Below are 26,151 nucleotides of genomic sequence, written 5' to 3' on the forward strand. Positions count from 1 at the left end.
TTCAGCGGAGGCGGCATCATCCGATCAAGAGGGTTTTGCCAGGGCCCCGGCGGAAAGGTCTACGGATGCACACGGACATGTCTGCTGATCTCTGGAAGTCCGCCGCTTCCGTGCTCGACGGCAACTGGGCCCACGACCACATGGTGCCGTCCCGCCGGCTCTACCCCCACCAGTGGAGCTGGGACGCCGCGTTCATCGCCATCGGGCTGGCGTACGTGAACCCCACCCGGGCCTGGCGCGACCTGCGCAGCCTGTTCGAGGCGCAGTGGCCGGACGGCCGGGTTCCGCACATCGTCTTCGACCCCCTCACCGCCGAGGGCGACTACTTCCCCGGGCCGGCGTTCTGGGACGTTCCCGCGTACGGCAACCGTCCGGCCCGCGGCAGCACCGGGCTGGTCCAGCCGCCGATGCACGCCATCGCCGCCTGGGAGGTGTACCGGCGGGCGGCCTCGCACGGCGCCCGCTGCGCCCACGAGGCCGGCGAGCAGCTCAAATGGCTCTATCCCCGGCTCGTCGCCCAGCAGGAATACCTCACCGGGCGGCGCGACACCGGCGGGCGCGGCCTCGCGAGCATCGTGCACCCGTGGGAGTCCGGCCTCGACAACAGCCCGTCCTGGGATGCCGCGATGTCCGGCGTACCGGCCGACCTCGGCCTGCTCGACCGCTACCGGCGCCGCGACCTCCAGGTCGCGGACGCCGCCCACCGCCCCACCGACGTGGACTACGCGCGCTACCTCGGCCTGGTGATCAACTACCGGGACGGCGGCTACGAGGACGCGGGGCTGGCGCACCGGCACGCGTTCCTGGTGGAGTGCCCGTCCTTCAACGCCATCCTGGCCGCCGCCGAGCTGGCCCTCGTGCACATCGCCGCGGTGGTCGGCGCCGACCCGATGATCCACCGCCGGCGCGCGCGGCGGATCACCGAAGCCATCTCCACCCATCTGTACGACGAGCGCACCGCGACCTTCCGCTCGCGCGACGTGCGTACGGGAACCCTCAGCCCGGCCCGATGCGTCAGCGGCCTGATGCCGTTGCTGCTGCCCGACCTGCCGCGCGAGCAGGCGGAGGCGATCATGGCCGAGGCGGCGTCACCGCGTTTCGGCCTGCCGGGCACGACCGGGCTGCCGGTGCCCAGCTACGACCGGACCGCGCCCGGCTTCGACACGTTGCGCTACTGGCGCGGCCCGATCTGGATCAACGTCAACTGGCTGCTGCGCCGGGGCATGCTGGTGCACGGATACCGCGGCGAGGCCGAGGACCTGCGAGAAGCCATGGTGCGACTCGTCCACGACTCCGGGCATTACGAGTACTTCCACCCGGAGACCGGTGCGGGCATCGGCGCCCCGATGTTCAGCTGGACCGCCGCCCTCTCCCTCGACCTGCTCGCGGATCGTTCCGTGCCGGCGTACGCGAAAGCCGCCTAGAATTTCTCCGCGCCGATGGTCGTGTCCGGTCCGTGGCCCGTGTGCACGATCGTCTCCGGCGGCAGGGACAGCAGCCGGCCGCGGATCGACTGCTCGATCGTGGGCCGGTCACTGTACGAACGCCCGGTCGCGCCGGGACCGCCCTGGAAGAGGGTGTCGCCGGTGAAGACGCAGCCCAGCTCGGGGGCGTAGAGGCAGACGGCGCCGGGACTGTGACCGGGCGTGTGCAGCACCCGCAGGGTCGTCCCGGCCACCGCGATCTCCTGGCCGTCGCTCAGCGGCGCCGGCATCGGCACGCCCGGGTGCGTCAGCTTCCAGAGCACGTCCTCGGCCGGGTGCAGCAGCAGCGGCGCCCCGGTCTCCGCGGCCAGCTCGGGGGCGACCCGCACATGATCATCATGCGCGTGCGTGAGGACGATCGCGACCACGTCACGGCCGTCCACCACCTCCAGGATCGACCGTACGGAATGAGGTGCGTCGATGACCACGCATTCCGAGTCGTCGCCGACCACCCACACGTTGTTGTCGACGTCGAACGTCTCCCCGTCGAGCGAGAAGGTGCCGCTGGTGACCGTGTGACCGACGCGTACGCCCATCAGAAGATCACCACCGAGCGCAGCACGCCGCCGGTGTGCATCTTGGCGAACGCCTCCTCCACCTGGTCCAGGCGGATCTCCTCGCTCACGAAGGCGTCCAGGTCGAGCCGGCCCTGGAGGTACAGCTCGGTGAGCATCGGGAAGTCGCGGGTGGGCAGGCAGTCGCCGTACCAGCTGCTCTTGAGCGCCCCGCCGCGGCCGAAGACGTCCAGCAGCGGCAGCTCGATGGTCATCTCCGGGGTCGGCACCCCCACCAGGACCACCGTGCCGGCCAGGTCACGGGCATAGAACGCCTGCTTGTACGTCTCGGGCCGGCCGACCGCCTCCACGACCACGTCGGCGCCGTTCCCGCCGGTCAGCTCCTGTACGGCGGCGACCACGTCGGCGCCCTTCGCGTTGATCGTGTGGGTGGCACCGAACTTGCGCGCCCACTCGAGCTTCCGGTCGTCGGTGTCGATCGCGATGATCGTGGTGGCCCCGGCGAGCGCCGCACCCACCACGGCGCCGTCGCCCACGCCGCCGCAGCCGATGACCGCCACCGAGTCGCCGCGGGTCACCCCGCCGGTGTTGATCGCCGCGCCGATGCCGGCCATCACGCCGCAGCCCAGCAGGCCGACGGCGGCGGGCCGGGCGGCCGGATCGACCTTGGTGCACTGACCGGCGTGCACCAGCGTCTTCTCCAGGAACGCGCCGATGCCCAGGGCGGGCGACAGCTCGGTGCCGTCCTCCAGCGTCATCTTCTGCTTCGCGTTGTGCGTGTTGAAGCAGTACCACGGCTTGCCCCTGCGGCAGGCCCGGCAGTCACCGCAGACGGCGCGCCAGTTCAGCACGACGAAATCGCCCGGGGCGACGTCGGTGACCCCGGCACCGACCGACTCCACGACCCCCGCGGCCTCGTGGCCGAGCAGGAAGGGAAAATCGTCGTTGATGCCGCCTTCGCGGTAGTGCAGGTCGGTATGGCACACGCCGCACGCCTGGATCTTGACGACGGCCTCGCCGGGGCCGGGATCCGGCACGACGATCGTGGTGACCTCGACGGGTGCGCCCTTCGCCCGGGCGATGACTCCGTTGACTCGCTGGCTCATGCGACCACCTTGCCACCCCGTGCGGTGGGCGCGAAGTGTCGGACCGAGCATCTACGGTGTCCGGGTGACCTTCGCGCGCCGCGTACTCCTGCTGATCCTGGCCCTCGTGCTGATCCCGGCCCCCGCGCGCGCCGACCCGCCCGGCCGGCTGGCGACCCAGGTGACCGACGACGCCGGGGCGCTCGGCGGGCGCGCCGAGATCGACCGCGCGCTCGCCTCGCTCCAGCGCGAGACCGGGATCCAGCTCTTCGTCGTGCTCGTCGACTCCTTCGACGACACCGCGGCCCAGCAGTGGACGGACCAGACGGCCCAGCTCAGCGACCTCGGCGACCGCGACGCGCTGCTCGCGGTGGCGACCGACGACCGGACGTACGCGTATTCCTTCCCACCCTACGCCCGCATCACCGACGACGAGCTGGAACAGGTCGCGGCCGAGGACATCGAACCGGCCCTCGCCCGAGGCGACTGGTCCGGCGCGGTGATCGCGGCGGCCACCGGCTACGAGCAGGCGGCCGGCGGCTCCTCCTCGTACGCCTGGGTCCTGATCCTCCTCACGGCGATCATCGCCGGCGCCCTGCTCTGGGTCTTCCTCCGCCGCAGGCGGCGCGCCCAGGCCCCGCCCGTGCTCGGGGCCGGCCCGCCCACGGCCGACCTGACCGCCCAGGCCAACGCGCTCCTGCTGGAGCTCGACGACGACCTGCGCGCCAGCCAGAGCGAACTCGACCTGGCCACAGCCCAGTACGGCGACCCCGAGACGGCCCGCTTCCGCGCGGCGCTGGAGGCCTCCCGCCAGGACGTGGCCGAGGCCTTCCGCCTGCGCATGAGCCTCGACGAGAACCCCGCCCCCGACGAGGAGACCCGCCGCCGCACCCTCACCGAGATCATCGCCCGCTGCCGCGCGGCCGACGACCGCCTGGACGCGGAATCGGAGGCCTTCGACCGCCTCCGCGACCTCGAAACCCGCGCGCCGCAGGTGGCCGCCGAGCTGGAAACCCGCCTCGCTGCGCTGGAGGCGGCCCTGCCCGCGGCCACCACCACGGCGACCGAACTGAGCCGGCGCTGGTCAGGCCAGACGGTAACGGCGGTGTCGGGAAACGTGGACCAGGCCCGAGAGAGACTCCAGTTCACAACTTCGGCAATCGCACGGGCGCGAGCGGCACTGACCACCCCACCAACTCCCGACAGCGCGGCCGGACCTGCCTCGGGGGCGGGCGCGCGCTCGGGCTCGGGTGCAGGCGCGGGTGCAGGCGCGGGCGCGGGCTCGGGCTCGGGCGCAGGCTCGGGCGCGGGCGCGGGCGCAGGCTCGGGCGCAGGCTCGGGCGCAGGCTCGGGCGCGGGCGCGGCCTTGGGGGCGGGTGGTACCCCCGATGCGGCCGCCACCCCGGACGCGGGCCCTGCCCAACACGCCGGGCCCGCCTCGGGCGGGGTTTCCGGTGGGCGGGCCGAGGCGGCTTTGGCGGTGCGGGCGGCGGAGCAGGCCGTTCAGCAGGCCGAGCAGTTGGTGGCCGCGATTCACCGCGCCGCGACCGACCTCGAGGCGGCGCGATCGGCCGCCGACGCGCTGATCACCGAGCTCGAGTCGGAGATCGCCACCGGCCGCGCGACGCTGTCCAGCACCAGCACCAGCACCAGCACCAGCACCAGCGGGAACGGGAGCGGCACCGCAGCCGGTGGCGGGATGGCCAGCGGCAGCCCAGCCGGCGGCGGCCCGGCCAGCGGCGGCCCGACCGGTGGCGGGATGGCTGGTGGCGGGATGGCTGCTCCGCCCGGGCTCGCTGAGGCGGTTGCCGGCGCCGAGCGCACGGTCGCCGAGGTGCGCGGCCACCTGGCCGCCGAGCAGCCGGACCCGGTCGTGGCCGTCGCCGCCCTCCAGGCCGCCGACGCCATCCTCGACCGCGCCCTCGCCGAGGCCCAGGACGCGGCGCAGCGACTCGCGCGGGCTCGCGCCCAGCTCACCCAGGCCCTACCGGTAGCCAGGGCCGAGGTCGCCACGGCCTCCGACTTCATCACCACCCGTCGCGGCGCCGTGGGCACCGGCGCGCGGGCGTCCCTTTCCGAGGCCTTCCGCCACCTGGCGCTGGCCGAAAGCCTCGCGGAGTCCGACCCGATCACCGCGCTCGCCGAGGCCCAGCAGGCCCAGCGCCAGGCCGGGGCCGCGAGCAGCGCCGCCCACTCCGACGTGCAGGGCTGGGCGGCCTACGGCAGCGACGGCTCGGGCAGCTACGGTCCCGGTGGCTACGGCTCGGGCGGCTACGGTCCCGGTGACTACGGCTCGGGCGGCTACGGCCGGGGCGGGGCCGGTGGCTTCGACGCAGGAGCCTTCGCGGGCGCCGTGCTCGGCGGCATCCTCTCCGGCGGCAGCCGGTCCCACGGCCACTCCGGCGGCCGGGGCGGCGGCTGGTCGGGCGGCGGCTTCGGCGGAAGCGCCAGCCGCGGACGCCGCACGGGCGGCGGCGGAGCAGGCGGCGGTCGCCGGGGCGGCGGCGGCCGCTTCTGACCGACCTCCGCTGACCGACCTCCGCGCCGGTCGCCCTACCGAATGCCCGCGTTTCCCCACCGAGTGCCCGCGCTCGTGCGGGCGACCTCCCGCGACGCCCGCGCTCGGGCGAGCTGCATCCCGCGACACCCACGCCCGCGCGAGCAGCATCCCGTCGCGCGCGCGAGCAGCATCCCGCGACGCCCGACTCCCATTGACCCCGCCCGCGCGGACGGGGTCAATGGGAGTCGGGCGGGGTTTCCAGGAGGGATTCGCAGACCTTGGTGAGCTGGCGGATCTGGGTCGGGGTGAGACGGTCGAAGACGAGTTCCTGGACGGCGTCCGCGTGGCCCGGGGCCGTTTCGACGATCTTGTTGTAGCCCTCGTCCGTCAGGACCGCGATCTGGACCCGGCCGTCCTCCGGGTCACGTTCGCGGCGTACCCAGCCCTGGGCCTCCAGGCGGGCGACCACGTGGGAGAGGCGGGAGAGGGACGCGCTGGCCTTCTTGGCGAGGCGGCTCATCGGGAGGCGGCGGTCCTCGCGCTCCGAGAGGGTGGACAGCACCAGGTAGCCCATGTGGGTCACGCCCGAGTCCCGTTGGAGCTGGCCCTCGAGGGCGGCCGGGACCTTCACGAGGACCTCGACGAACTTGCGCCACGCCTGCTGCTGCTCGTCCGTCAACCACCGCGGCTCGTCCATGGCAGCAGGTTAATGACCTGCCCGGAAGCGACCATCGACCGGGTGGCTTGATCGTCGCGGCCCGGCGGCCGAACCCCGGTTCGCACCCGCTGCCTGCTCCGGCCCGGCGACAAACCCCCGAGAACCAACACTCGCGTACGCCGAAAGCCGCCCGCGGAACTGTCCGATTCGGAACGTCCGGAGCGGTCGGTCGTCGCCGCGCGGGCGTGGTGGCGGCCCGGGGTCCACTGCCGGCAACGACTTCGACGAATACGGAAACAAGGCCGTTGAGCTGCGACGGCACGGCATACGTTGGGGAACAGAAGCCCAACAAACGGGCAAGCGCGATCGACTTCCTTGAACGCTCAAGGGTAATGTTCGAGCCGGACTTTCCACCCCGGCACGGCGCCGGGATCGGCTGGCTGGGGGGCCTCGGCCGATCCCGGCGCTGTGTCGTTCGGGGGGAAAGTCACACACCGCGCCGGACGGTCTTCCGGAACTCGCACCTCTCGGCCTGACGCTCCTCGGGCCCGCCGCCACCGCCTACGAGCGTGGCCGGCCCTTCGGAAGTCGCACGCCGCGCCGGACGCCCTTGGGGAAGTTGCTCCCCACGGGGCGGCACGGCGGGATGCGGCTGTTCCGGGCTCAGGACTGCGGGGGCTCGTCCTTGCCGGCCTCTTCCAGCGCGTCCGCCTCTTCCTTCGTCTTGTGGACTGCACCCTCGGCGTGCTCGGGCGGGCCGTAGACGGTGTACAGGACCAGGGGGTTCGGGCCCTCGTTGGTGAAGTTGTGCTTGTGGCCGGCCGGCACCACCACCAGGTCGCCCTGGTTGACCTTGCGGGTCTGGCCGCTGACCTTGGCCTCACCCGTACCGCTCACGAACGTCAGGATCTGGTCCACCTCGTGGACCTCCTCACCGATCTCGCCGCCCGGCGGGATCGTCATGATCACAAGCTGGGTGTGTTTGCCCGTCCACAGCACACGGCGGAAGTCCGGGCTCTTCTCGGCAATCGTGGCGATCGTGTAGTGCTCCATGCAGGCCCGATACCCGGATCCTGCGGTCCGCAATCCTCCCGCTTCAGCCCGCCGAAACGGGACGAAAGCCGCGGTCAAGACGCAACAGAACGGCAGGGACCGCACGCCGGCCGGGCCGGCCGCAGCGCCAGGAAGGCGACGGGCAACGGCACCCAACGCTGCCGCCAGCGAGTGAAAGGCGCCAGGCGACGGACAAACGACGGGCGACGGACGTGGGTGACGCGGTGGGAGATGGCGGTGGGAGACGCACGGTGGGCAACGCGCGGTGGAAGACGCGCAGTGGGCAACGCGCGGTGGAGCGCGCAGTGGAGCGCGCAGTGGAGCGCGCAGTGGAAGCGCGCAGTGGAGCGCGCAGTGGAAGCGCGCAGTGGAGCGCGCAGTGGAAGCGCGCGGTGGAAGCGCGCGGTGGAAGCGCGCGGTGGCCAACGCGCGGTGGCCAACGCGCGGTGGCCAACGCGCGGTGGGTGACCGGCGAGGGGTGACCGGTGAGGGGTGACCGGCGCCAGACGACGGACGGTGGTGGGAGTGCGCGGGGTGGGGCGGCGGCGGGAGGCCGCTGTCAGGAGCGGCGGAGGCGGGGTGCCGGGCCGAGGTTCGAGAGCGGCCCCGGCCGGCCGATCAGGTAGCCCTGCACGAAGTCGACCCCGAACTCGCGCAGCATCCGCATTGTCGCCTCGTCCTGGACGAACTCGGCCACCGTGTGGATGCCGTACGCCTGGCAGACCTGGACCAGGGCCCTGACCAGCACCTGGTCCTGCGGGCTGTTGACCAGGTTGCGGACGTACTCGCCGTCGATCTTCACGAGGTCTATGGGGAACAGGCGGAGGTAGCGGAACGAGGCGTAGCCCGAGCCGAAGTCGTCGAGGGCGAGTTGGCAGCCCAGGTCGCGGATGCGGTCGGCGAAGTTGCGGGCCTCGGAGAGGTTGCCGATCAGCGCCGTTTCGGTGATCTCGAAGGTGAGTTGCTCCGGGTTCACCGCGTACCGTTCGATCAGGGCCTCGACCTCCGCGGTCAGGCGCGGGTCGCCGACCGTACGCCCGGAGAGGTTGATCTGGAAGGAGTGCGCGGGCAGCGACGCCGCGACCTCCATCGCCCGCTCGACCACCCAGAGGTCGATGTCGTAGACCGCGTCGAGGCGTTCCGCCGTGTCGAGGACGTGGGCGGGCGACTGCGGTTCGCCGTGCTCGTCGAGGACGCGCAGGAGCAGCTCGTGGCGGGGCACCAGGTTGGTCTGGAGCTCCAGGATGGGCTGGGCGAACAGGGTGAACCGGTCGGTGCCGAGGGCGTCGGCGACGCGGTTGCGGTAGGAGCCCTGGCGGTCCTTGGCCGGCACCGGGTCGGCGACCAGGGTCAGCGGGCGGTCCGCCTCGCGGGCCTGGCGCCAGGCGTGCTCGGCGTCGATGAGCAGGTCGTGGCTTCCGGCGTCGCCGTGCGGGCGGAAGCGGACGAGGCCGCCCCAGGCGCGGGCGTGGACCCAGGCGTCGGGCAGGACGAACGGCTGGCTGCGGAGCGCCTCGACGAAGAGGTCGGCCTGGCGGCGGGCCATGACCCAGGAGGCGCCGGGCAGCAGCACCCCGATCTCGTTCGGGCCGACGCGGCCGAGGAGGTCGTCCGGGCGGACGAGGCCTTCGAGTACGCGCGCGGCCCGGTGCAGCAGATCAGCGTTCAGGTCGAAGCGCATGCCGTCGGCCCGGTCGGGTTCGACGCGGACGATCAGGAGCGCGCCCCCGCCGGAGCGCTGGGTGCGGTCGATCTCGTCGGCGAAGCGGGCGCGGGTGAGGAGTCCGGTCGCGGGGTCGGGGTCGACGATGGAGGCCTGGACGGTCTCGCCGCGGCGGGTGAGGCGGGCCACCTCGCGGCGGGCGCGCTCCCGGGCGGAGACGTCACGCAACGCGCCGCGGATGCCACTCACGGTGCCGTCCGGGGCGTTGATCGGCTCCAGGCGGCAGTCCACGTCGAACCATCCGCCGTCGGCGCGCATCAGCCGTACGGTGGTCCGCACCGGCTCGCGCGCCGTCCAGGCGCGGGTGATCGAACCGAGCGCCTTGGCGTGGTCGTCGCGGTGCACGTGCCGGGCGAGGAGCTGCCGGCTGAGCTCGTGGTCCCTGGGCGGCCGGCCGAGCAGCGCGGCGAGGGCCTCGGACCAGACGATCCGGTCGCCGTCGGCCGTGTACGTGAACCACGCCTCGTCATCCACGGCCGCGCGCGACTCGGGCAGGTGCGGCTGGGTGGGTGCCGCGTTGGGGCTGAGCCGGGGTCGGCGGGAGAGCCGGTCGCGGAGGGCGCGCGGACGCGGGAAACGCTCGTCTGGTGCCGTCATGCGCCGCCGCCACCTCCCCTCCCGAATGAACGATGCCCCTGACCTATTACGACCCGTCACCGCTCTGTGTAACAGGGGGCGGCCGCGTCAATGTTTTCGCAGCTCGCCCAACAAAACAACGATCAGGGGCTCTTCGGCCGATCAGAGCGTGAATTTAGCCGATCGGCCGACGCCCTGGACACGGCGGTCGAGCAGCACAAAGTCCCCCTATCCATGACGGACAGTCACTGCGTGTGCTGACTGTGGAACCATGTGCGACACCTACCCAGTGACCATGCTCACTATGCACCCACCGCGTCCGGGGCGGTGCTCGCCGTAACGAGATCGCGAGACGGTGGATATGGTGGCCCTTCGGACACGTGAGCGAGGACCACGCATGGGGATCATTCGAGACATGCAGCGGGCGCACGCGACGCAGGCGGCCGCCGAGCAACGGGCGCGTACGGCGGCCACGCAGCAACGCCAGCTGATCCGGCGCAACGCCGACCTGGCGATCGCCGCGGCGCAGCAGGCCGCCGCCGACGCGGAACGTCAACGCGAGCATCGCCGGCTGTACGCGGAGGCCCGCAGCGCCGATGCCGCGGTGGCGAACGCGGACCTCCGCGCCCGGCTGTCCGACCTCGATTCCCTGCTGCTGTCCACGCTGGACGTGGACGACCACATCGACCTCGACCGGTTCAAGAAGCCGATCGCCGCGCCGCCGTTCGACCCGGGTCCGCTGGGCCGGCCGGCGCCCGAGCCGTCCTGGCCGAGCTACGCGCCGCCGGAGCCGCGCGGCGTCGGCAAGATCCTCGGCGGTGAACGCCTCCACCAGCAGCAGCTCGCCCAGGCCCAGCGGGCGTTCGAGGAGGCCAAGGCGCGCTGGGCGGAGAACGAGACCCGCCGGACCCGCCAGCTCGAGGCGCGCCGCCGCCAGTACGAGGAGAACCGCCGGCGGTACGAGGCGAAGCTGCTGGCGTACAACGCGGAGGTGGACCGGTTCGCCGCCGCCGTGGCCAGCGCGGACCCGGCCTCCGTGGTCGAATACTTCGCCATGGTGCTCGGCAACTCCGTGTACCCGGACGACTTCCCTCAGCACTTCCGGCTCGCGTACCTGCCGAAGAAGCAGCATCTGCTGATCGAGTATCACCTGCCGCCGGTCGAGGTGATCCCGGTGGTCAAGGAATACCGCTACGACCGGGTCCGGGACGATCTGGTGGCGGTGCCGCGCGACCAGGACGAGGTCCGCCGCCGCTACACGGAGATCATCTCCATGGTGGCGCTGCGGACGGTGCACGAGATCATCGAGGCGGACCGGGGCGGCCTGGTCGCCGAGGTGCTGTTCAACGGCATCGTCGACACCATCGACCGGCGTACCGGCCAATTCGTCCGTCCGTGCCTGGTCTCGCTGCGTACCGACCGGGCGACGTTCGCCGCGATCAAGCTGCGCCGGGTCGATCCGGTCGCCTGTCTCAAGCACCTGCAGGCCGGCCTCTCCGACAATCCGGACCAGCTCGACGGGGTACGCCCGGTGCTCGAGTTCGACCGCGAGGCGGATCGCGACTTCACCCAGGAGTTCAACGTGCTGGCGGACATCGACCAGCGCCCCAACCTGACGACCATGGCGGACGCCGAGTGGGAGCAGACGGTCGCCGACCTGTTCGCCAACATGGGCCTGTCGGTGGGCCCGATCGCCGACGGCCGCTGCGTGGCCACCGATCCCCGGCCGATCTTCGGCGGCCAGGTCGTGATCCACGCCGTACGGGGCCGCCCGGTCGACGCCGCCACCGCCGGAGCCCTGGCCGCCGCGGTCGCCGAGGCGGGCGCCACGAAGGGCATCCTGGTGGCGACGGACGGCTTCGACCCCGAGGCCCACGAGGCGGTCGCGGGCCGGCCCCTCGAGCTGCTCGACGGCCCGGCGCTGCTGAACCTGCTGGCGGAGCACTCCGGCGTCAAGGCCCGCATCGAACCCGCCGACCGGGCGGCCACGGTCTAGCGACCCACCGGCCCGCGGCGCCTCAGCCGCCCTCCGCCCGCGGCGCCTCGGCTGAAGGCGCCGCGGGCTGAGGGACCGCGGGCTGAGGGACCGCGGGCTGAGGGACCGCGGGCTGAGGGACCGCGGGCTGAGGGACGGCGGGCTCGGGGACGAACGGGGTGATGTTCAGCTCCTCGATGCGCTGCCAGAGGGGGCGCAGGGCCGCCTCCGGTTCGCGGGCGAAGATGCTGCCCCGGATGCGGACGAAGACGCAGTTGCCCACCCGTTCGAGCACCGCCTGCCGGCGCATGTCGCTCTCCCACTGCTCCGGGCCGTGGTACGCGTCCCCGTCGCACTCGATGGCCAGCCGCCGGCCGTCCGGCGCGTTGAGGACGAAGTCGATGCGGTAGCCGCCGATGCGGAACTGGGGTGTCGGGCGGTAGCCGCGGGCGACCAGCCGGCGCAGGACCTCGCGTTCGAAGTCGCTCTCGCAGAGCAGTTCCGCGTCCGTCTGCGAGCCGAAGGCGGTGAGGTTCAGCGCGTAGTTCAGCAGCAGCGCCCGGGCGTCGTCGGCGTGCAGCGAGGACGGGCGTACGGAATGGAAGATCCACAGTTGGTCCCGGGCGCGGGACGCGGCGACGTTGATCCGGCGGTGGTATTCGCGCTTGGTGAAGGCCGCCACCCGGCCGTCGTTGTCGGAGACGACCATCGAGACCAGCACCACGTCGCGTTCGTCGCCCTGGAACGTGTACGCGTCACCGACCCGTAGCCGGCGCGCCTCCATCTCGTCCTCGCCGATGGTCTCGCGCAGCCGCGACAGCAGGTACGACGCCTGTCCGCTGCTGCTCAGCAGGCTGATCACGCCGAGCGTCCTCCCCCGGTACGCCCGGTCCGCCACGATCGCCGCGACCCGTTCGACCAGCGCGTCCGCCTCGGCGAGGTTGACGTCTCCGAAGGCCGCCAGCGGCTGCCGGACGCCGTCCGCGACGAAGACCGCCCGGACCGGATCGAGGGCCGGGCGGTCGGCGCGCAGCGGCTGGATCTTGCCGTCGTAGTAGTGCCGCGACGAGAACTCGATGATCTGCGGTACGCACCGGAAGTGCTCGGTGAGCAGGATCCGCTCCGGCGAGCGCCGCACCGCGTGGTCGTACAGCGACGACTCCGGGTCGAAGTGCTCGGCGGACGGTATGTCGTCGAGGTGGCTGTGGATCAGGCCGCCGACCGACCCGACGAAGCCGAGCTGCGGCCCGATCTGCTGGTCGTCGCCGACCACGACGGCCCGCTCGGCGAGCGACAGCACCGGCAGCGCGAAGAGGTCGGCCTGGGACGCCTCGTCCACGATGACCACGTCGAAGCGGGCGCCGCCGGCGAACTGCTCGATCGCCCGGTCCACCGACATGACCCAGACCGGCACGGCCTCCACCGCGGACTCCATGGCCCGCTGGGCGTGCGCCTGCCAGGCGGCGGCGCTGCGTCCGGTGCCCTTGCCGATCTTGCGCAGGGCGGTGGTCCAGTCGGCGAGGGCGGCGCGGCGGCGGTCGTCGAGCGCGCGGGCGACCTCGAGCCACGCCGACGCCACGACCAGCTCACCGGTGAGCCTGCGGATCCTGTCCCGGCCCTGCTCGGCGCGGCGGTTGAGCACCGCCGGGTCGACACTGCCGACCACCTGGTCGAACCACGTCTGCGCCTGCCGCCACTGCCAGGCCTGGAGGCACGCGGCGCCGGAGACGGCGGGCACCACGCCCGCCGCGACCTGGCCGGCCCACTCGGGGGCGACCGCGACCAGGCGTCCGTGCAGCTCCAGGTAGCGCGCCACGTCCGGGCGCAGGGCGAGCAGCCGGTGCGCCTCCGCGAGCGCGTCGTCCCAGCCGTCGAGCGTGCGCCACGCCTCCGCCATCCGCGGCCACCGGGCCAGGTGATCGGCGATCGCCCGGTCGGCGGCGTCCAGCCGGTCGAGCTCGAAGACCACCGGGCCGTCGTCGAGCAGCGCCGAGATCTCCGCCAGCCGGGCGGCGTCGAGGGCAAGCTCTTCCTGGGGTACGAGCAGAGCGAGCCGGCCGGACAACTCGGGCCACTGCCGGGCGTCCCACCCCAGCGACTGCGCCGCCTCGGCGAGCAGCCCGCCCGCCCACACCTCCGGATCGCCCTCGCGCGGCGGGATGCCCAGGCGCTGGATCCACTCCGACCAGTGCTCGCCCAGCCGGCGTTGCGCCTGCGTGCGGCGTACCCAGGCGGCGGCGATCGCCACGTCGTCGGCCGTGCGCAGTGGCTCGCCGTCGACGCGTACCTCGTCGGCGACCTTCCACAGCGTGGCGTGGAGCAGCCGGTTGAGCCCCTTGCCGGCCGCGAAGCGCTCGGCCACCTCGTCGAGCGTGGCGGCCAGACGCCGGGGCTCGGCGGCGAGCGGCGGGGGCACGGCGACCCGGTGCCCGGCGAGGCGGCGGGTCAGGCCGGCGAGGGAGTGTTGCAGTTCCTCGGTGGCGGCGACGTGGTCGGTCCACACCGTGGCCCAGTGCGGGTCGGCGAGCAGGCGGCCCAGCCGGTCCGTCCACGTGCCCTCGCGCCGGTGCAGCCACGCGACGGCGTCCCTCAACTTGTCGATCAGGTCAGCCAGGGCTTCTGAGCCGTGTGCCCGTACGGAATCAGGGTCGACGCCGGCCGACGCCAAGCGTGACACCCGCTCCGCGGCCGACGCCCGGTCGGCCCGGTCCTGTTTCGCCTGCGCGGCGTCCGGCAGGACGGCGACGTCGGGCAGGTCGCGCAGCGCCGCCGCCCGGTCCGCCGGCGCCAGGCCCGCGGCCAGATCGAGCAGCGCGGCGAACTCGTCGGCGCTCAGCGGCGGCGCATCGTACGGATCGACGGCGTCCGGGATGCCGCCGTGCGTCGCGGCCCGTTCCCGCAGCCAGGCGCCCACGTCCCCGGGTGAGAGGGCGACGTCGTCGATGCTGTACGTGGCCGACTCGCTCTCCGCGATCGCGCGCAGACCGCCCAGCACCCGGGCCAGCTCCCGTTCCGCCTCCTCCAGCCGCTCGGTGAGCCGCGCGACCCGGTTCGCCTCGGCGCCCTTGTCCAGGGTGGCGGCCCGGTCGGACAGCTCCCGGGCGGCGAGCTGCAACTGCACCAGCTGGTCCGTCGTACGCCCGAGCACCGCCAGGCACAGCGCCCGCACCTCCTCGGGCAGCCCGTCGCGGAGCACCCGCAGCGGGTCCTCCTTCTGCGCGACGACCAGCACCCGCTTGCCGTTCGCCATGAGATGGCAGATCAGGTTGCGGATCGTGTGCGTCTTGCCGGTGCCGGGCGGGCCCTGCACGGCGACGTTGCGGTGGTGGGCGAGCCGGCGCGCGATCGACTCCTGCGCCTCGTTCGTGGGCAGCGGCATGAGCAGCCGCTCCCCCACCCGGTGCCATTCCTCCGGCCGGTCGTCGGGCATGCGCAGCCGGCTCGGCTCGTGCGCGACGATCGCGGCGAGCGCGCCGATGCTCGCGGTGTCGCCCGCGAGCAGCCGGTCCCGCAGGCTCTCCAGGAAGCCGCGCAGCAGCCGCTGCCGGGGGCGCGCGAACAGGACGCCGGTGTCGGCGATGTGCGGCCCGGCCACGACGTCGCCGGGGCCGGTGACGACCCGGTCGTAGCCCAGCCGGCCCAGCGCCCGCTCGAACAGTTCGCGCCGCTCGAGGTCGTTCCACAGGTCGGCCTCGATCGTCCCGGCGGGCCCGGCCAGGGCGAGCAGCTGCCCCAGGTAGCGCTCGTCGAGCCCGGTCAGCGCGTCGGTCTGTAGCCGCGACGGCCCCTGCGGGGAGACCGTGATGAGCGACCGGTCGGGCTCGTACTCGATGATCACCGGCGTCGCGACCAGCGGATACCGCACCCGCTGCCCGTCCACGACGGTCTCCAGGATGCCGTGGCCCCACACGAGCTCGGTGGTGGCCGCCGTCATGTCGATCTGGTGCATGAGATCGAAGAGCCGACGATGCAGGGTACGGGTCTGCTCGGCGCTGCGGCTCAGCAGCGACCACGGCCGCCAGACCTCCTCCCGCCAGGCGGCGAAGCCGTCGTCCTCGTCGTCGAGCCGCGGCTCGTCGGCGGGGGTGACCTCGTTGAGCCGGCGGCGCAGCTCGGCGGGCACCGGCGGCGGCCCGGGCAGCTCCGGCAGGCCGACCCGCAGCCAGGTCGTGCCGTCGGCGGCCGGGCCGTGCCGGCAGGCGGGGTGGGCGGGCAGGGTGTCGAGCCAGTAGGCCTCCGCGGGCACGGTGCGCGCCGGGCGTTCCATCTGCGCGCGCACGGCGAGCAGGTAGTCGGCGACGGAGACGGCCCGGTCCCGGATGACGGTGGGCGACTCAGGCTCGGGCATTCTTCGCAGGTTATCCGATGTGCGCCGCCGGTCGCCGTCAGCGGGACGCGGTGGCGAGCAGCCCCCTGAGCAGCAGCTCCAGCAGTTCCCCGAACCGAGTGGTGAAGTCGGCCCGCAGGCCGGCGAGGGACGGCTCCGCGTCGAGCGCGGCCATCACCGCCGGCGACGGGTGCGTGTGGTTCCAGACCGGACCGGCCACCATTGCCGCGGTGGCCGTGAACCGCAGCGCGTCGTCCTCGCCCAGCTCGGGCAGGTGGCGCCGGACGAGACGGGCCAGCCGGGCGGCGTCCCGCGCCGTCGCGCGCTTCGAGCGCACGATCATGGCCGGGGAGACGTTGCGTTCGAGGACGGCGGCCTGGGTGCCGGCAAGATCGCAGAGCACCGGGTACGCCTCCAGCGAGGCCGCGAGCTGCGTGGCGATCCGGTGCGCCCGTCGATAGGGATCGGCGGCCGCGTCGACGGCGAGGCTCTGCTCCAGGCCGGTGACCCAGGCGCGGGTCTGCTCCTCCATCAGCTCCAGCAGGACGGCCTCGCGCGATTCGAAGTAGCGCAGCACGTTCGACTTGGCCAGGCCGACCCGCCGGCTGAGCTCGTTGAGGCTGAGCTCGACCACGGGCATCTCGGCGAGCATCGCCGCGGCCGTGTCCAGGATCACCCGCCGGCGCTGGCCACGCTGCTCGTCGCTGCGGGCGCGCTGGAAGGTGACCACGGCACGATGCTACCGACCTTGTTAAGAGACCGTCAGTCTGTTAACTTCCGAAATAACAGACCGGCAGTCTCTTAGGAGTGGGCAATGTACGACGTACCCGATCAGACCGGCAGACTCGCCGTGGTCACCGGCGCCAACAGCGGGACCGGCCGGGAGGCAGCCGCCCGCCTCGCCGCCGCCGGGGCCCACGTCGTGCTCGCCGTCCGCACGCCCGCCAAGGGCGACCGGGCCCGCGCCGAGATCCTCGACGCCCACCCCCGGGCCGCCGTCGAGGTTCGCCGCCTCGACCTGGGCGACCTCGCCTCCGTCCGCGAGTTCGCCGAGGGCCTCACCGAGCCGGTCGACCTCCTGCTCAACAACGCCGGCGTCATGACACCGCCGGCCCGGCACACCACCGCCGACGGCTTCGAGCTGCAGTTCGGCACCAACTTCCTCGGCCATTTCGCGTTGACCGTACGGCTCCTGCCCCGCCTGCTCGCCGCGGACAACCCCCGCGTGGCCACCATGAGCAGCGGCGCGGCCCACTTCGCCCGGATCCGCTGGGACGACCTCCAATGGGAACGCGGCTACTCGCCCCAGGGCGCGTACGGCCAGTCCAAACTGGCCGACCTGATGCTCACCCTGCACCTCGCCGACCTGGCACGACGCCACGGCTGGCCCCTGCTCAGCACGTCCTCGGACGCCGGCTACACCCGCACCAACCTGACGACGACCGGCCCCGCCCTCGGCCGGGACCGGGCCTCTCTGCCCCGCCGGATCATCTGGCGCCTCCTGCCGTCCCAGCCGGTCTCACAGGGCGCGGAACCCCTCCTGTACGCCGCGACCAGCCCCGACGCGGTCGCCGGCGGCCACTACGGCCCCGGCGGCCCCCTCGGCCTGACCGGCCCGGCAGCGGCGGCGCGGGTGCCGCGGCGGGCTCTGGACGGCGAGGCCCGCGCCCGGCTGTGGGCCGAGGCGGAACGCCTGACCGGAGTCAGCGTGCCGACCGCGGTGTGAGCCCTCGCCCGCCCGGCGCATTGAGGGAGGGTGCCACTATCCATATAGTCACTGTGATCGATCTCCACAGTGGACCCACCCGCCTACCCTCAGGAGCAGACGTGCTGTCTTCCACCCCCGTGCGCCGGCTGATGGCCGCGCTCGCCGGCTCCCTCGCCGCCCTGGCAGGCGCCGCGGTGATCGCCACCCCGGCCGCCGCCGCCGACGACCCCGACGACGGTCCCATCCTTCTCGAAGAGGTCGTCGGCACCGCGACCTGCAACCCTGACCGTCAGGAATGGACCGTCGACTGGCTCGTCGGCACCAACGAGTTCACCACCGGCACGATCGTCCGCTGGGAGGTCGTCGGCCTCAACCCGACCAGCACCAGCGGCGCCATCACCCGGCCCGGCGTCTACATCCTGAGCTCCTCCGCCGGCTGGACGAACCTCATGCGCAAGGGACACAGCGTGATCCCGTGGTCGACGGGCCTGCGATCGGCGACGCTCAACGTGTGGTTCTACTTCACCGCGACCGGTCAGACGTCCCAGACCCCGTCAACGGGCACGGTGGCCATTCCGGAGGGCTGCGGCCCGACCGCGTGAGGCCGCTCCGGGCCGGCCTGGGGGGGTTCCCGCGCTCGCGGTAAGCCATCCTCGCCGTGTTGTGCCGCGGCCGGGCGACCGATCGGGCGGGCGGGCATCCGGCCGATCGGGCGGGCATCCGGCCGATCGGGCGGGCATCCGGCCGATCGGGCGGGCATCCGGCCGATCGCGCGCCCGGCCGATCGGGCGCATGGCCGATCGGGCGCCTGGCCCGCCCGGCCGATCCCGGCTTCCCTGCGGCGACCATCCCACGGGCTCGGGCCGAAGCGGGGCTCCCACAACCGCTGCCCGGCCGGAGCGAGCCTCCCACAAACGTCGGCCGGCCGGAGCGAGCCATCCACAAACGCCGCCCGGCCGGAGCGAGCCATCCACAAACGCCGCCCGGCCGGCGCGAGCCATCCACAAACGCCGCCCGGCCGGCGCGAGCCATCCACAAACGCCGCCCGGCCGGAGCGAGCCATCCACAAACGCCGCCCGGCCGGCGCGAGCCATCCACAAACGCCGGCCGGCTGGAGTGGGCCGCGCACAGCCGTCGCCCGCCTGGACCGGGTCCGGGCGGGCGACGGGTGGCGGGGTGGTCGGGTCAGGGGAACTGCATGCGGCGCGGGCGCGGGATCACCGGTGGGGGCAGGGGAAGGTCGTCGATGTGGCTCCAGTTGAGCGAGCCGTTGTCGGTGGACTTGATCTCGCCCAGGCAGGCGCGCAGCAGGCCGAGGTTCGGGGCGCCCGCGAAGCCGGCGATCACCACTTCCGGGGTGGGCTCGATGCGGGCGATCGCCGCGCAGATCTTGGCGACCTCGCGCTCGTCGACGGCGTCGAGCGGGAGTGGGAACTCGGCCTGGGAGCGACGCCAGGGTGGACCGAAGCGGCCGAGGAGTTCGCGGGCGAGGCGGCCGAACGAGCGGCCGACCGGCGCGTCCCGCATGGAGTCGCGCGCCGACTGGCCGTAGCACCAGGGGACGACGACGTGCCCGTTGATGACAACGAGCTGATAGACCGATTTGGGGACACTGATGATCTCGGCGCCGGGGAGGGTGCCCAGGAAGAGCACCAGTTCCTCGTACGGCAGGGGCCAACGCGGGTTGGCGAGGACTCGTTCCGCGGTCTGCGTCGTCGAGGGGTGTCCGCTGACCTCACGGTCGATCGCCGTGCTCAAGGCCTCGGGAACCCGGGTCCAGAGCTCGGCGGCGACCTTGTCACCGAACTGTTCGACCACCCACTCGCTAGGACCGACCAGAACGTCTGGACGCATTCGGTACCACCACCGTCCGTGTCGCTGGCGCTACGTCTGGCTAGAAGAGTTTCATCTCCGGAGATCGACAGGAAGAGGGTTCGTCCGAGATCTCAGAAACGTTCGTCAATAAAACCCGGCAGGAGGCTCAAACCCTCGCGGCGACGCTGGAGCAGCAGGTCCGAGACTCGTGAACATGCAACTTGCACGGCGAACCGCACGTGCAAGTTGCATGTCGGCTCACGAGTCAGTCCTCTATTTGACAGTCAATCGCGTCCATATTTCGAGCTCATGACAGCGATGCGAACATCACCGAAAGGTGATCACGGCCACCGAAGTTGGCACGGTCTCAAGTTGCCGGTGCGGAGGCTGTCGGCGTACAAAAGCTTGCAGTGGAAAGGAATCTCCTAATCGGACGGACGCGCCTTTCGGTCTGACGCTTCCGCGAAAAGCACGCCCCTCGGCTCGGTCTGACGCTTCGGCGAAAAACACACCCCTCGGCGGAATCGACGTCCGGCTCCACGGCAGCGCCGGCGAGGCGCGCGAAACTCGCTACGCCCCCGTCGAGGTCACCCGGAGCGACCCGGACCGGCGATCGGACGGCGCGCGGGTCGATGCTGCGAGGTGCGACGGCGTTAAGTCGACCACGCCGCCCAGCCGAGCCAGGCCGGTTCGGTGGGGCGGGGTCAGGTGGGGCGGGAGAGGTGGGCGAGCATGGCCTGGTTGGCTTCCCAGCCGTCGGGGAACTTGACCGGCACGCCGAGGTGGACCGGTTCCGTCGAGGGGTGGGCGTCCAGGAGCTCGGCGATGCCGGCGCGGGCCACCACCACGCACGCGTGACGGTGGCGGGAGGTCAGGACGCAGAGGCGGCCCGATTCGAGGTGGAAGGCGGTCGCGTCCTGGCGGCCGGAGAGTGGGTGGAGGACCACCGTCAGGTCGTACTCGCGGCCCTGGAGTCTGTTGGCGGTGTCGACCGTCACGTCCGCGGCCTCGGGTGGGAGGCAGGAGCGGATCGCCGCGACCTGGTCCCGGTGGGCCGCGCCGATGGCGATGCGGTCGGCGGTGAGCGGGGTTGTTCCGGCCTCGGAGATCGCGGTGCCGTTTCGGGCCAAGGCTCGGGCGGCGAGACCGGCGCAGGCCGCGGCGGCCTCGGCATCCGTACGGACGGTGAACCGCGCCGGCAGCTCGTGGAGGCCCCAACCGGTGGCCGCCGCCGTGTCGAGCACGTCGTCTAGGGGTGAGCCGCCCGGCTCCGGGAAGGTCAGCGTGCGGTCGCCGGGGCCGGTGCCGGAGCGGAAGCCGGTGAACGGGTAGAACGCCTCGGCCACCACGGGCGCCGCGGAGGCGGGGAGCCGCCACGACACGGGTAGCCGGTGTACGGGCAGATCGGGGTTGTGTCGCAGCAGGACCGCCACCGCGCTCTGCGTCGGATCCCAGGAGAGGCCGGTCCAGCGGTCCACCTCCACCGTGGAGAACGGGTCGAGCTGGCCCGGATCGCCGACGAAGAGCGCCCGCTCGAACCGCGGTGCCACGCGGAGCAGGGCGTCGGAGCGCATCTGGTACGCCTCGTCCACGATCGCCCACGGCCACGTGCCGTCGGTGACGGTCGCCCACTTGGCGGCGGTGCCGATCGTCACCGGAGCCCCGCCCAGGTCGGCCACCTTGGCGGCGACCCGGCACGACGGATGGGAGCGGACGCGCTCGGTCGCGGCGTAGTCCACCGCCGACAGCCGGCCCACCCCGAGCTCGGGCGAGGCCACGCCGAGACGGGCGATCAGGTCGTCCACCTGCTCGTTGGTCTGCGCCACGATCATCAACGGGGTGCCGGTCGCGGCCAGCACCCCGGCGGCCTTGACCACGAGGGTGCTCTTGCCGGCGCCGGGCGGCGAGTCGACGACGACGCCCCGGTGCTGCGACGTCGCCAGGTCGTGCAGGACGGCGTCGACGACCCGGGTGGCCTCGGCGGCGGGACTCTCCAGCGATGCGGTCACGGCGACCACCGTATCCGGCACCTCCGACACAATCCGGGAGACGCAAGTTCACCTGAAGTGAGGAATGGACTCTGCATCCGCACGGGGCCGAGATCTTTCGCTACTTTGAGTGAATGAACCTTTTTCCACCTGGCATCGAGCCCGATGGTGCCAGGCCGTCGACCAGCGGCGGGCACAGCCGGCCCCGCCACGTCGAAAAAGGTTCAAGGACTGTATTCACGGGACCCGAGGTCACGGAGGACGGTGTGTACCGCCCCATCCTGCGCCCTCGCCGGGGCGAGATGGCCGCCCTGCACCACCTCGACCCGGCCACGGCCCGCCGGGTGACCCCGATCGTCGAGGTCACCCCCGCGGAACGGCTGCCTCCGCTGGTGCGGCAGCTCCCACCCCGTACGGGCGCGATCGCCGTGGACCTCGGTGCCGTGCCGGATCCCCCGAGTCCGCTGGTGTCACCGCCGCTGGACCTCGCCGAGGAGCTGGCGGAACTGGGCGTGGCCATGTTGCCGGTGCTCAGGGCGTACGACAGCCGTCGCCGCCTGGTGGAGCACGGCCTCGCCGCTCGCATGCACCTGATGCGGGCGGTTCTTCGTCTTCAGCCGCACGTCGACGCGCACAACGCGGCGGCGGCGACCGTGACCACCGCCCGCATGCTCGCCACCGCGGGACTCGAGGCGGAACGCGTCGACCTCGTCATCGACCTCGCCGAGACGGCCTGCGCGGCCCACGCGGACCGCTTCGAGGAACGCGCCCGGCACGTCCTGCGCTGGGCCCGCTCGACGCCGTGGCGCTCGGTCACGGTCGCGGCCGGAGCCATGCCGCCCAACCTGGACGGCCTGCCCACGGACAGGCCGGTCACCGTCGGACGCCTCGACGCGCAGGTGCTGGCCCGGCTGAGCGAGCCGGGCGTCGGCTACGGCGACTACGGCGTGACCTCCCCGGTACGCCGCAACGGCGTCAGCCACCGCCAGCTCCCGACCCTGCGCTACACCGCGGACCACGACTGGTGGATCTACCGCTGGGCCCGCCGGGGTGGCCGCAGCGACGACCGCTGCCACGACCTGTGCCGCACCCTCGTCGATTCCCCGCACTGGCCGTCCGCCGGCGCCCGGTTCTCCTGGGGCGACGCGGAGATCGCCCGCCGTGCCCGCAGCGCGCGGGGCGGCGGCAGCTCGGCCAGCTGGATCGCCTGGAGCACGTCACACCACATCGCCCACGTCCTGCGGACGCTCACGCCGACCTGATCCCCGCGATCACCTCACCTTCCACGCGGCCACGACGTCCATCAGGGGATAGACGAAGACGATGTCGCCCTTCGCGCTGGGCACATCGAAGACGACCGACGAGGTGTACGTCCGCCCGGCCGACAGCCGCCGGAAGAACCCGCCGTAGTTCCGCCCGTCGCACCCGCTCCCGCCGACCGAGGGCAGCCACTCCCCGTTCGGTTTCTGGAAGCGGAAGGCGTACTCGCTGACCTCCGGCTCGCCCTGCAGCACCTTGAGCTTGAGCTCGACCGGAAGATAGCCGCCCTCCTCCGGCTTCACCGCATACGCATCACAGCCGCCCTTGCGGAACTTGCCCGCCTTGACGGTGATCCTGAACCGGGCATCACCCTCCCCCTGCACCACGAACGACTGCCCGTTGGCCAACTGCTGCGGCCCGAACCGCGCCCGCAACGGCACCGACGGCCGGGCGGACCCGGGCGACACCGGCGCGGCGGCCGGCGGACGTGCCAAGGGCCGGCTCTGGGACGGGTAGGTCCGAGGATCGGCGACGGTGGTGCCGGGCTCCCCGCCGTACGCCTTGAACGCGAGGTAGAAGACGGCGACCGTGCCGGCCAGCAGCAGAGCCAGACCACCGGCGAAGTAGGCGGTGATCAGCCGGGACGAGAGCCGTCCCGTGCCGCGACCGATGCGGACCGGCTTGACCGGGCCCGGCGGGGGCACGGCGGCGGCCGGAACCGTTTCGAGGTGCGCGGGGTCCTGGGAGGTCCAGTGCGGGCTCGCCGGAGCGGGACCCGCCGGCTCCGGATGCAGCCATCCCTGGTCCTCCGCGGCCAGGCCCGGCCACGGCTGCGCCCGGCTCTCGCCCGCGTCGCCCCGCGCAGCGGGCGGGTCCTCGCGGGCGCCACCTGCGGGGCGGACCTCCGGCTCGCGTGATCCGTCGTCCTTCCCGGACGCCGAATCGTCCGCGGCGGCTCCCGGCCGTTCCTCTTCCGGGCTCATGTCCGGCTCCGCCGCCCGGTCACCGTCGCCCGGATGCGCGAGCATGGTGTCGTCGGGCGGGGGCACCGGCTCGTAGCTCTCGACCGGAGGTACGGCGTCGGCGGGGGGCTCCTTCGTCACGGCGGCGGCTCACCTCGATCACGGTCGGCGGGGGCCCGGACGGGTCGCCGGGTCTGCGGTTGCGAGGCAGCATAAGCGGCATCGACGAACGGCGCTGACCCCCCTGTGGACAAGCTGCGGGACGCTCGCTCACCTCGTACACTTGTTCGAATGATGCTCGATGCTGCCCTCGCCTACGCCCGGCACGGGATCCCGGTCCTGCCGGTCCACACCCCCGGCCGCGACGGCGCATGCTCGTGCGGCAGGGCGGACTGCGACCGCCCGGGCAAGCATCCCCGCCTGCGGCGCGGCCTCACCGACGCGACGGTCGACCCCCGCCGGATCGAGATGTGGTGGTCACGCTGGCCGGAAGCCAACATCGGCTTGCGTACGGGCATAGTCATGGACGTCGCCGACGTCGACTCCGCGGCCGGCTGGCACGGCCTGCGTCACCTCCTCGACGGCACCCTGCCGGCCGGCCCCCAGGTCCGCACGGGCGGCGGCGGCTGGCACTTCTGGTTCACCCCGCTCGGGTACGGCAACCGCGTCCACCTCCTGCCGGGCGTCGACTGGCGCGGCACGGGCGGATACGTGGTGGCGCCACCGTCCCGGCACGCCGAAGGCACCTTCTATTACTGGGTGGTGCGGCCGACCGCCGATCCACCACAGGCGCCGGAGCCGCTGCGAGGCCTGATAGCGGGCCCGGATCCGCCGTCCACGGGCGGACGAGGGTTCGACCCGGCCACGATCCCGCCCCCGGAGAGCGACGCGGCGGCGAGCCCGCATCCGGGGCGCTACTGGGCGGCGAGCCCGCATCCGGAGCGCGGCGCGGCGCCGAGCCCGTATCCCGAGCGTGGCGCGGTGGCGAGCCCGTGTCCCGAGCGTGGTGCGGTGGCGAGCCCGCACCCCGAGCGCGGCGCGGTGGCGAGCCCGCGTCCGGAGCGCGGGGCGGCGCCGGAGAACTCGCATTCCCAGGGCTGTGCGGCGGCGGCGATTCTGCATCCCGAACGCTATGCGGCGGCGGCGCTCGAGGCGGAGACCGACCGGGTCGCGCACGCGGTCGTCGGCACTCGCAACGACACCCTGAACCGGGCCGCCTTCGCCCTCGGCCGGCTGGTGGGGGCGGGCCTGCTCGATGCCTCCGCCGTCGGGCGCGAGCTGACGGCCGCGGGTGCCTGGGCCGGGCTCGGGCGCACGGAGACGATCAGGACCATCCGCTCGGGACTGAACGCCGGCCGCCGCTCACCGCTCCCACTCGAGTCGAGGAGGCCGCACACCGCCCGCAGCCCGTCACTCCCGCCCGAGCCCGGGAGCCCACACACCGGCCGCCACCCACCGCCTCCGCACGAGCCCGGGAGGCCGTCGGCCGGCCTGCGCTCGCCGCTCGCGGAGGAGGCCGGCAGGGCGCGGGTCGGCGAGCGGGGCGGGGCTTCGCAACGAGTTCGAGACATCGATCCGCATCGGGTGGCGTGATACGGACAATACGGCAGGATAGTGAGCGTGACCTATGAACAGACGCCGAAACCGTACGAGGTGGAAATTGGCGTGGCCGCCGGGCGGGATGCGGTGTGGGAGGCGTTCACCCGGCCCGCCGTTCTGCGACGGTGGTTCGGGTGGGATTACGACGGGCTGGACGGCGAGATCCGCCAGATCTTCGTCGACGCGGCGATCGCGCTCGCCCCCGGGCAGATGGGGTGGCCCGACGGGTCCTATGTGGAGGTGACCGGGGACAGCAACCGCTCGACCGTGCGCGCGGTCCGGGAGGGGACGTCGTCCAGTGGCGCCGACCGGTACGACGCCATCGAGGAGGGCTGGCGTTCCTTTCTCGTGCAGTTGCGCCACCTGCTGGAAGAGAAGCCCCGGGGTGCGCGCCGGACGATCTACCTGACCGGCGCGACGACCGGGCGTCAGGCGCTCGACCTCGCCGCGGGTGACGGTGGCGGCGCCCCGCAGCGGGCCGGCACGCGGGTCGCGTGGCTGGTCGACCCGGACGAGCACCTCATCGTGATCGCCGGCCGGGAGCCGCTGGACAGCCCCGCCGTGGGCCCGATGGAGGTGACCGTGTCCACGTATGGACTGGACGACGCCGCCTTCGAGGTGGTGCGCAAGCGATGGGAGGAACGCTGGGCGCCGCTTGCACGAGGAGCCAAGGTCACGACTGCCGACACGCCCGCTCCCTGACACCCGCGGACCCGAGAGGGCGAGCGGCCCAGGAATGGGATCGGCCGGGCAGGGCCGGAGCAAGCCACGCCAAGACCCGCCAACGGCAGACGCCCGGCGGCAGCCAGCAGGAGCGAGCCGACGCCAGCAGGAGCGAACCGGCGCCAGCAGGAGCGAGCCAGCGCCAGCGGCAGCAGGCCGACGTGGGCAGGAGCGGCGCCACCGCCGGCAGCAGGCCGACG

Annotated in this window: 18 protein-coding genes; 8 read left to right on the plus strand and 10 right to left on the minus strand. The window is 73.0% G+C overall.

The window, feature by feature from the left end; translation table 11 throughout:
* The first annotated feature begins 77 nt into the window (after nucleotides 1-77).
* Nucleotides 78-1,424, plus strand: a complete 1,347-nt coding sequence (locus tag CLV70_RS19585) for an MGH1-like glycoside hydrolase domain-containing protein (protein ID WP_106128217.1) — start codon at nucleotides 78-80, stop codon at nucleotides 1,422-1,424.
* Here the strand turns inward: CLV70_RS19585 and CLV70_RS19590 are convergent.
* Entirely contained in the window at nucleotides 1,421-2,020 is a 600-nt protein-coding gene (locus tag CLV70_RS19590; protein ID WP_106127984.1) for an MBL fold metallo-hydrolase, read from the minus strand. The two genes, CLV70_RS19585 and CLV70_RS19590, sit on opposite strands and share 4 nt — an antisense overlap.
* On the minus strand, nucleotides 2,020-3,105 hold the full coding sequence (locus CLV70_RS19595) for an S-(hydroxymethyl)mycothiol dehydrogenase (protein ID WP_106127985.1): 1,086 nt from the start codon (nucleotides 3,103-3,105) through the stop codon (nucleotides 2,020-2,022). Before CLV70_RS19595 ends, CLV70_RS19590 begins: the two co-directional genes overlap by 1 nt.
* A 64-nt stretch (nucleotides 3,106-3,169) precedes the next feature.
* Between CLV70_RS19595 and CLV70_RS41745 the strand changes: the two genes are divergently transcribed.
* Entirely contained in the window at nucleotides 3,170-5,602 is a 2,433-nt protein-coding gene (locus CLV70_RS41745) for a TPM domain-containing protein (RefSeq protein ID WP_281260476.1), read from the plus strand.
* A 217-nt stretch (nucleotides 5,603-5,819) separates the two neighbouring features.
* On the opposite strand, the gene CLV70_RS19605 is transcribed toward CLV70_RS41745, so the two are convergent.
* The 3 genes from CLV70_RS19605 to CLV70_RS19615 all read right to left on the minus strand — a co-directional run bounded on the left by CLV70_RS19605 (nucleotide 5,820) and on the right by CLV70_RS19615 (nucleotide 9,615).
* Complete coding sequence (locus CLV70_RS19605) at nucleotides 5,820-6,281, minus strand: MarR family winged helix-turn-helix transcriptional regulator (protein ID WP_106127987.1); 462 nt, start codon at nucleotides 6,279-6,281, stop codon at nucleotides 5,820-5,822.
* Between the two features lie 624 nt (nucleotides 6,282-6,905).
* The gene (locus CLV70_RS19610; protein WP_106127988.1) at nucleotides 6,906-7,295 is read right to left on the minus strand and encodes a cupin domain-containing protein; all 390 of its coding nucleotides are present in this window, start codon (nucleotides 7,293-7,295) and stop codon (nucleotides 6,906-6,908) included.
* Nucleotides 7,296-7,854: 559 nt separating this feature from the next.
* On the minus strand, nucleotides 7,855-9,615 hold the full coding sequence (locus tag CLV70_RS19615) for an EAL domain-containing protein (protein WP_106127989.1): 1,761 nt from the start codon (nucleotides 9,613-9,615) through the stop codon (nucleotides 7,855-7,857).
* Between the two features lie 376 nt (nucleotides 9,616-9,991).
* On the opposite strand from CLV70_RS19615, the gene CLV70_RS19620 reads away from it, so the two are divergent.
* Complete coding sequence (locus CLV70_RS19620) at nucleotides 9,992-11,590, plus strand: restriction endonuclease (RefSeq protein WP_106127990.1); 1,599 nt, start codon at nucleotides 9,992-9,994, stop codon at nucleotides 11,588-11,590.
* A gap of 22 nt (nucleotides 11,591-11,612) precedes the next feature.
* On the opposite strand, the gene CLV70_RS41750 is transcribed toward CLV70_RS19620, so the two are convergent.
* Both CLV70_RS41750 and CLV70_RS19630 read right to left on the minus strand, forming a co-directional pair.
* On the minus strand, nucleotides 11,613-15,917 hold the full coding sequence (locus CLV70_RS41750; protein ID WP_146164099.1) for an AAA domain-containing protein: 4,305 nt from the start codon (nucleotides 15,915-15,917) through the stop codon (nucleotides 11,613-11,615).
* Between the two features lie 37 nt (nucleotides 15,918-15,954).
* Nucleotides 15,955-16,626, minus strand: coding sequence for a TetR/AcrR family transcriptional regulator (locus CLV70_RS19630; protein WP_106127991.1), 672 nt, complete (start codon nucleotides 16,624-16,626; stop codon nucleotides 15,955-15,957).
* Between the two features lie 84 nt (nucleotides 16,627-16,710).
* On the opposite strand from CLV70_RS19630, the gene CLV70_RS19635 reads away from it, so the two are divergent.
* Nucleotides 16,711-17,622 (plus strand): SDR family oxidoreductase, encoded by a 912-nt coding sequence (locus tag CLV70_RS19635; RefSeq protein ID WP_106127992.1) that lies wholly within the window; start codon nucleotides 16,711-16,713, stop codon nucleotides 17,620-17,622.
* 101 nt (nucleotides 17,623-17,723) lie between these two features.
* Nucleotides 17,724-18,206 (plus strand): hypothetical protein, encoded by a 483-nt coding sequence (locus CLV70_RS19640; RefSeq protein ID WP_146164100.1) that lies wholly within the window; start codon nucleotides 17,724-17,726, stop codon nucleotides 18,204-18,206.
* Nucleotides 18,207-18,789: 583 nt separating this feature from the next.
* Here the strand turns inward: CLV70_RS19640 and CLV70_RS19645 are convergent.
* Nucleotides 18,790-19,458 carry a hypothetical protein gene (locus tag CLV70_RS19645; RefSeq protein WP_106127994.1) on the minus strand — a complete coding sequence of 223 codons (669 nt, stop codon included), beginning with the start codon at nucleotides 19,456-19,458 and terminating at the stop codon, nucleotides 18,790-18,792.
* A 665-nt stretch (nucleotides 19,459-20,123) separates the two neighbouring features.
* Nucleotides 20,124-21,428: an AAA family ATPase gene (locus CLV70_RS19650; protein WP_425440188.1), complete on the minus strand. Its 1,305-nt coding sequence runs from the start codon at nucleotides 21,426-21,428 to the stop codon at nucleotides 20,124-20,126.
* Nucleotides 21,429-21,673: 245 nt separating this feature from the next.
* On the opposite strand from CLV70_RS19650, the gene CLV70_RS19655 reads away from it, so the two are divergent.
* On the plus strand, nucleotides 21,674-22,669 hold the full coding sequence (locus CLV70_RS19655; RefSeq protein WP_106127996.1) for a beta family protein: 996 nt from the start codon (nucleotides 21,674-21,676) through the stop codon (nucleotides 22,667-22,669).
* Nucleotides 22,670-22,678: 9 nt separating this feature from the next.
* Here the strand turns inward: CLV70_RS19655 and CLV70_RS19660 are convergent, their stop codons facing one another.
* Complete coding sequence (locus CLV70_RS19660) at nucleotides 22,679-23,770, minus strand: hypothetical protein (protein ID WP_106127997.1); 1,092 nt, start codon at nucleotides 23,768-23,770, stop codon at nucleotides 22,679-22,681.
* A gap of 150 nt (nucleotides 23,771-23,920) precedes the next feature.
* Between CLV70_RS19660 and CLV70_RS41130 the strand changes: the two genes are divergently transcribed.
* Entirely contained in the window at nucleotides 23,921-25,222 is a 1,302-nt protein-coding gene (locus CLV70_RS41130) for a bifunctional DNA primase/polymerase (RefSeq protein ID WP_245908333.1), read from the plus strand.
* 27 nt (nucleotides 25,223-25,249) lie between these two features.
* Nucleotides 25,250-25,930, plus strand: coding sequence for an SRPBCC family protein (locus tag CLV70_RS19675; RefSeq protein WP_106127998.1), 681 nt, complete (start codon nucleotides 25,250-25,252; stop codon nucleotides 25,928-25,930).
* Nucleotides 25,931-26,151 lie beyond the last annotated feature (221 nt).

Source organism: Pseudosporangium ferrugineum, assembly GCF_003002065.1.
Lineage (GTDB): Bacteria > Actinomycetota > Actinomycetes > Mycobacteriales > Micromonosporaceae > Actinoplanes > Actinoplanes ferrugineus_A.

Bases quoted from the DNA above. Each gene is read 5' to 3' on its own strand.
- CLV70_RS19585 (WP_106128217.1), top strand. From the start codon at position 78: ATGTCTGCTGATCTCTGGAAGTCCGCCGCTTCCGTGCTCGACGGCAAC.
- CLV70_RS19590 (WP_106127984.1), bottom strand. From the start codon at position 2,020: ATGGGCGTACGCGTCGGTCACACGGTCACCAGCGGCACCTTCTCGCTC.
- CLV70_RS19595 (WP_106127985.1), bottom strand. From the start codon at position 3,105: ATGAGCCAGCGAGTCAACGGAGTCATCGCCCGGGCGAAGGGCGCACCC.
- CLV70_RS19605 (WP_106127987.1), bottom strand. From the start codon at position 6,281: ATGGACGAGCCGCGGTGGTTGACGGACGAGCAGCAGCAGGCGTGGCGC.
- CLV70_RS19610 (WP_106127988.1), bottom strand. From the start codon at position 7,295: ATGGAGCACTACACGATCGCCACGATTGCCGAGAAGAGCCCGGACTTC.
- CLV70_RS19615 (WP_106127989.1), bottom strand. From the start codon at position 9,615: ATGACGGCACCAGACGAGCGTTTCCCGCGTCCGCGCGCCCTCCGCGAC.
- CLV70_RS19620 (WP_106127990.1), top strand. From the start codon at position 9,992: ATGGGGATCATTCGAGACATGCAGCGGGCGCACGCGACGCAGGCGGCC.
- CLV70_RS41750 (WP_146164099.1), bottom strand. From the start codon at position 15,917: ATGCCCGAGCCTGAGTCGCCCACCGTCATCCGGGACCGGGCCGTCTCC.
- CLV70_RS19635 (WP_106127992.1), top strand. From the start codon at position 16,711: ATGTACGACGTACCCGATCAGACCGGCAGACTCGCCGTGGTCACCGGC.
- CLV70_RS19645 (WP_106127994.1), bottom strand. From the start codon at position 19,458: ATGCGTCCAGACGTTCTGGTCGGTCCTAGCGAGTGGGTGGTCGAACAG.
- CLV70_RS41130 (WP_245908333.1), top strand. From the start codon at position 23,921: ATGATGCTCGATGCTGCCCTCGCCTACGCCCGGCACGGGATCCCGGTC.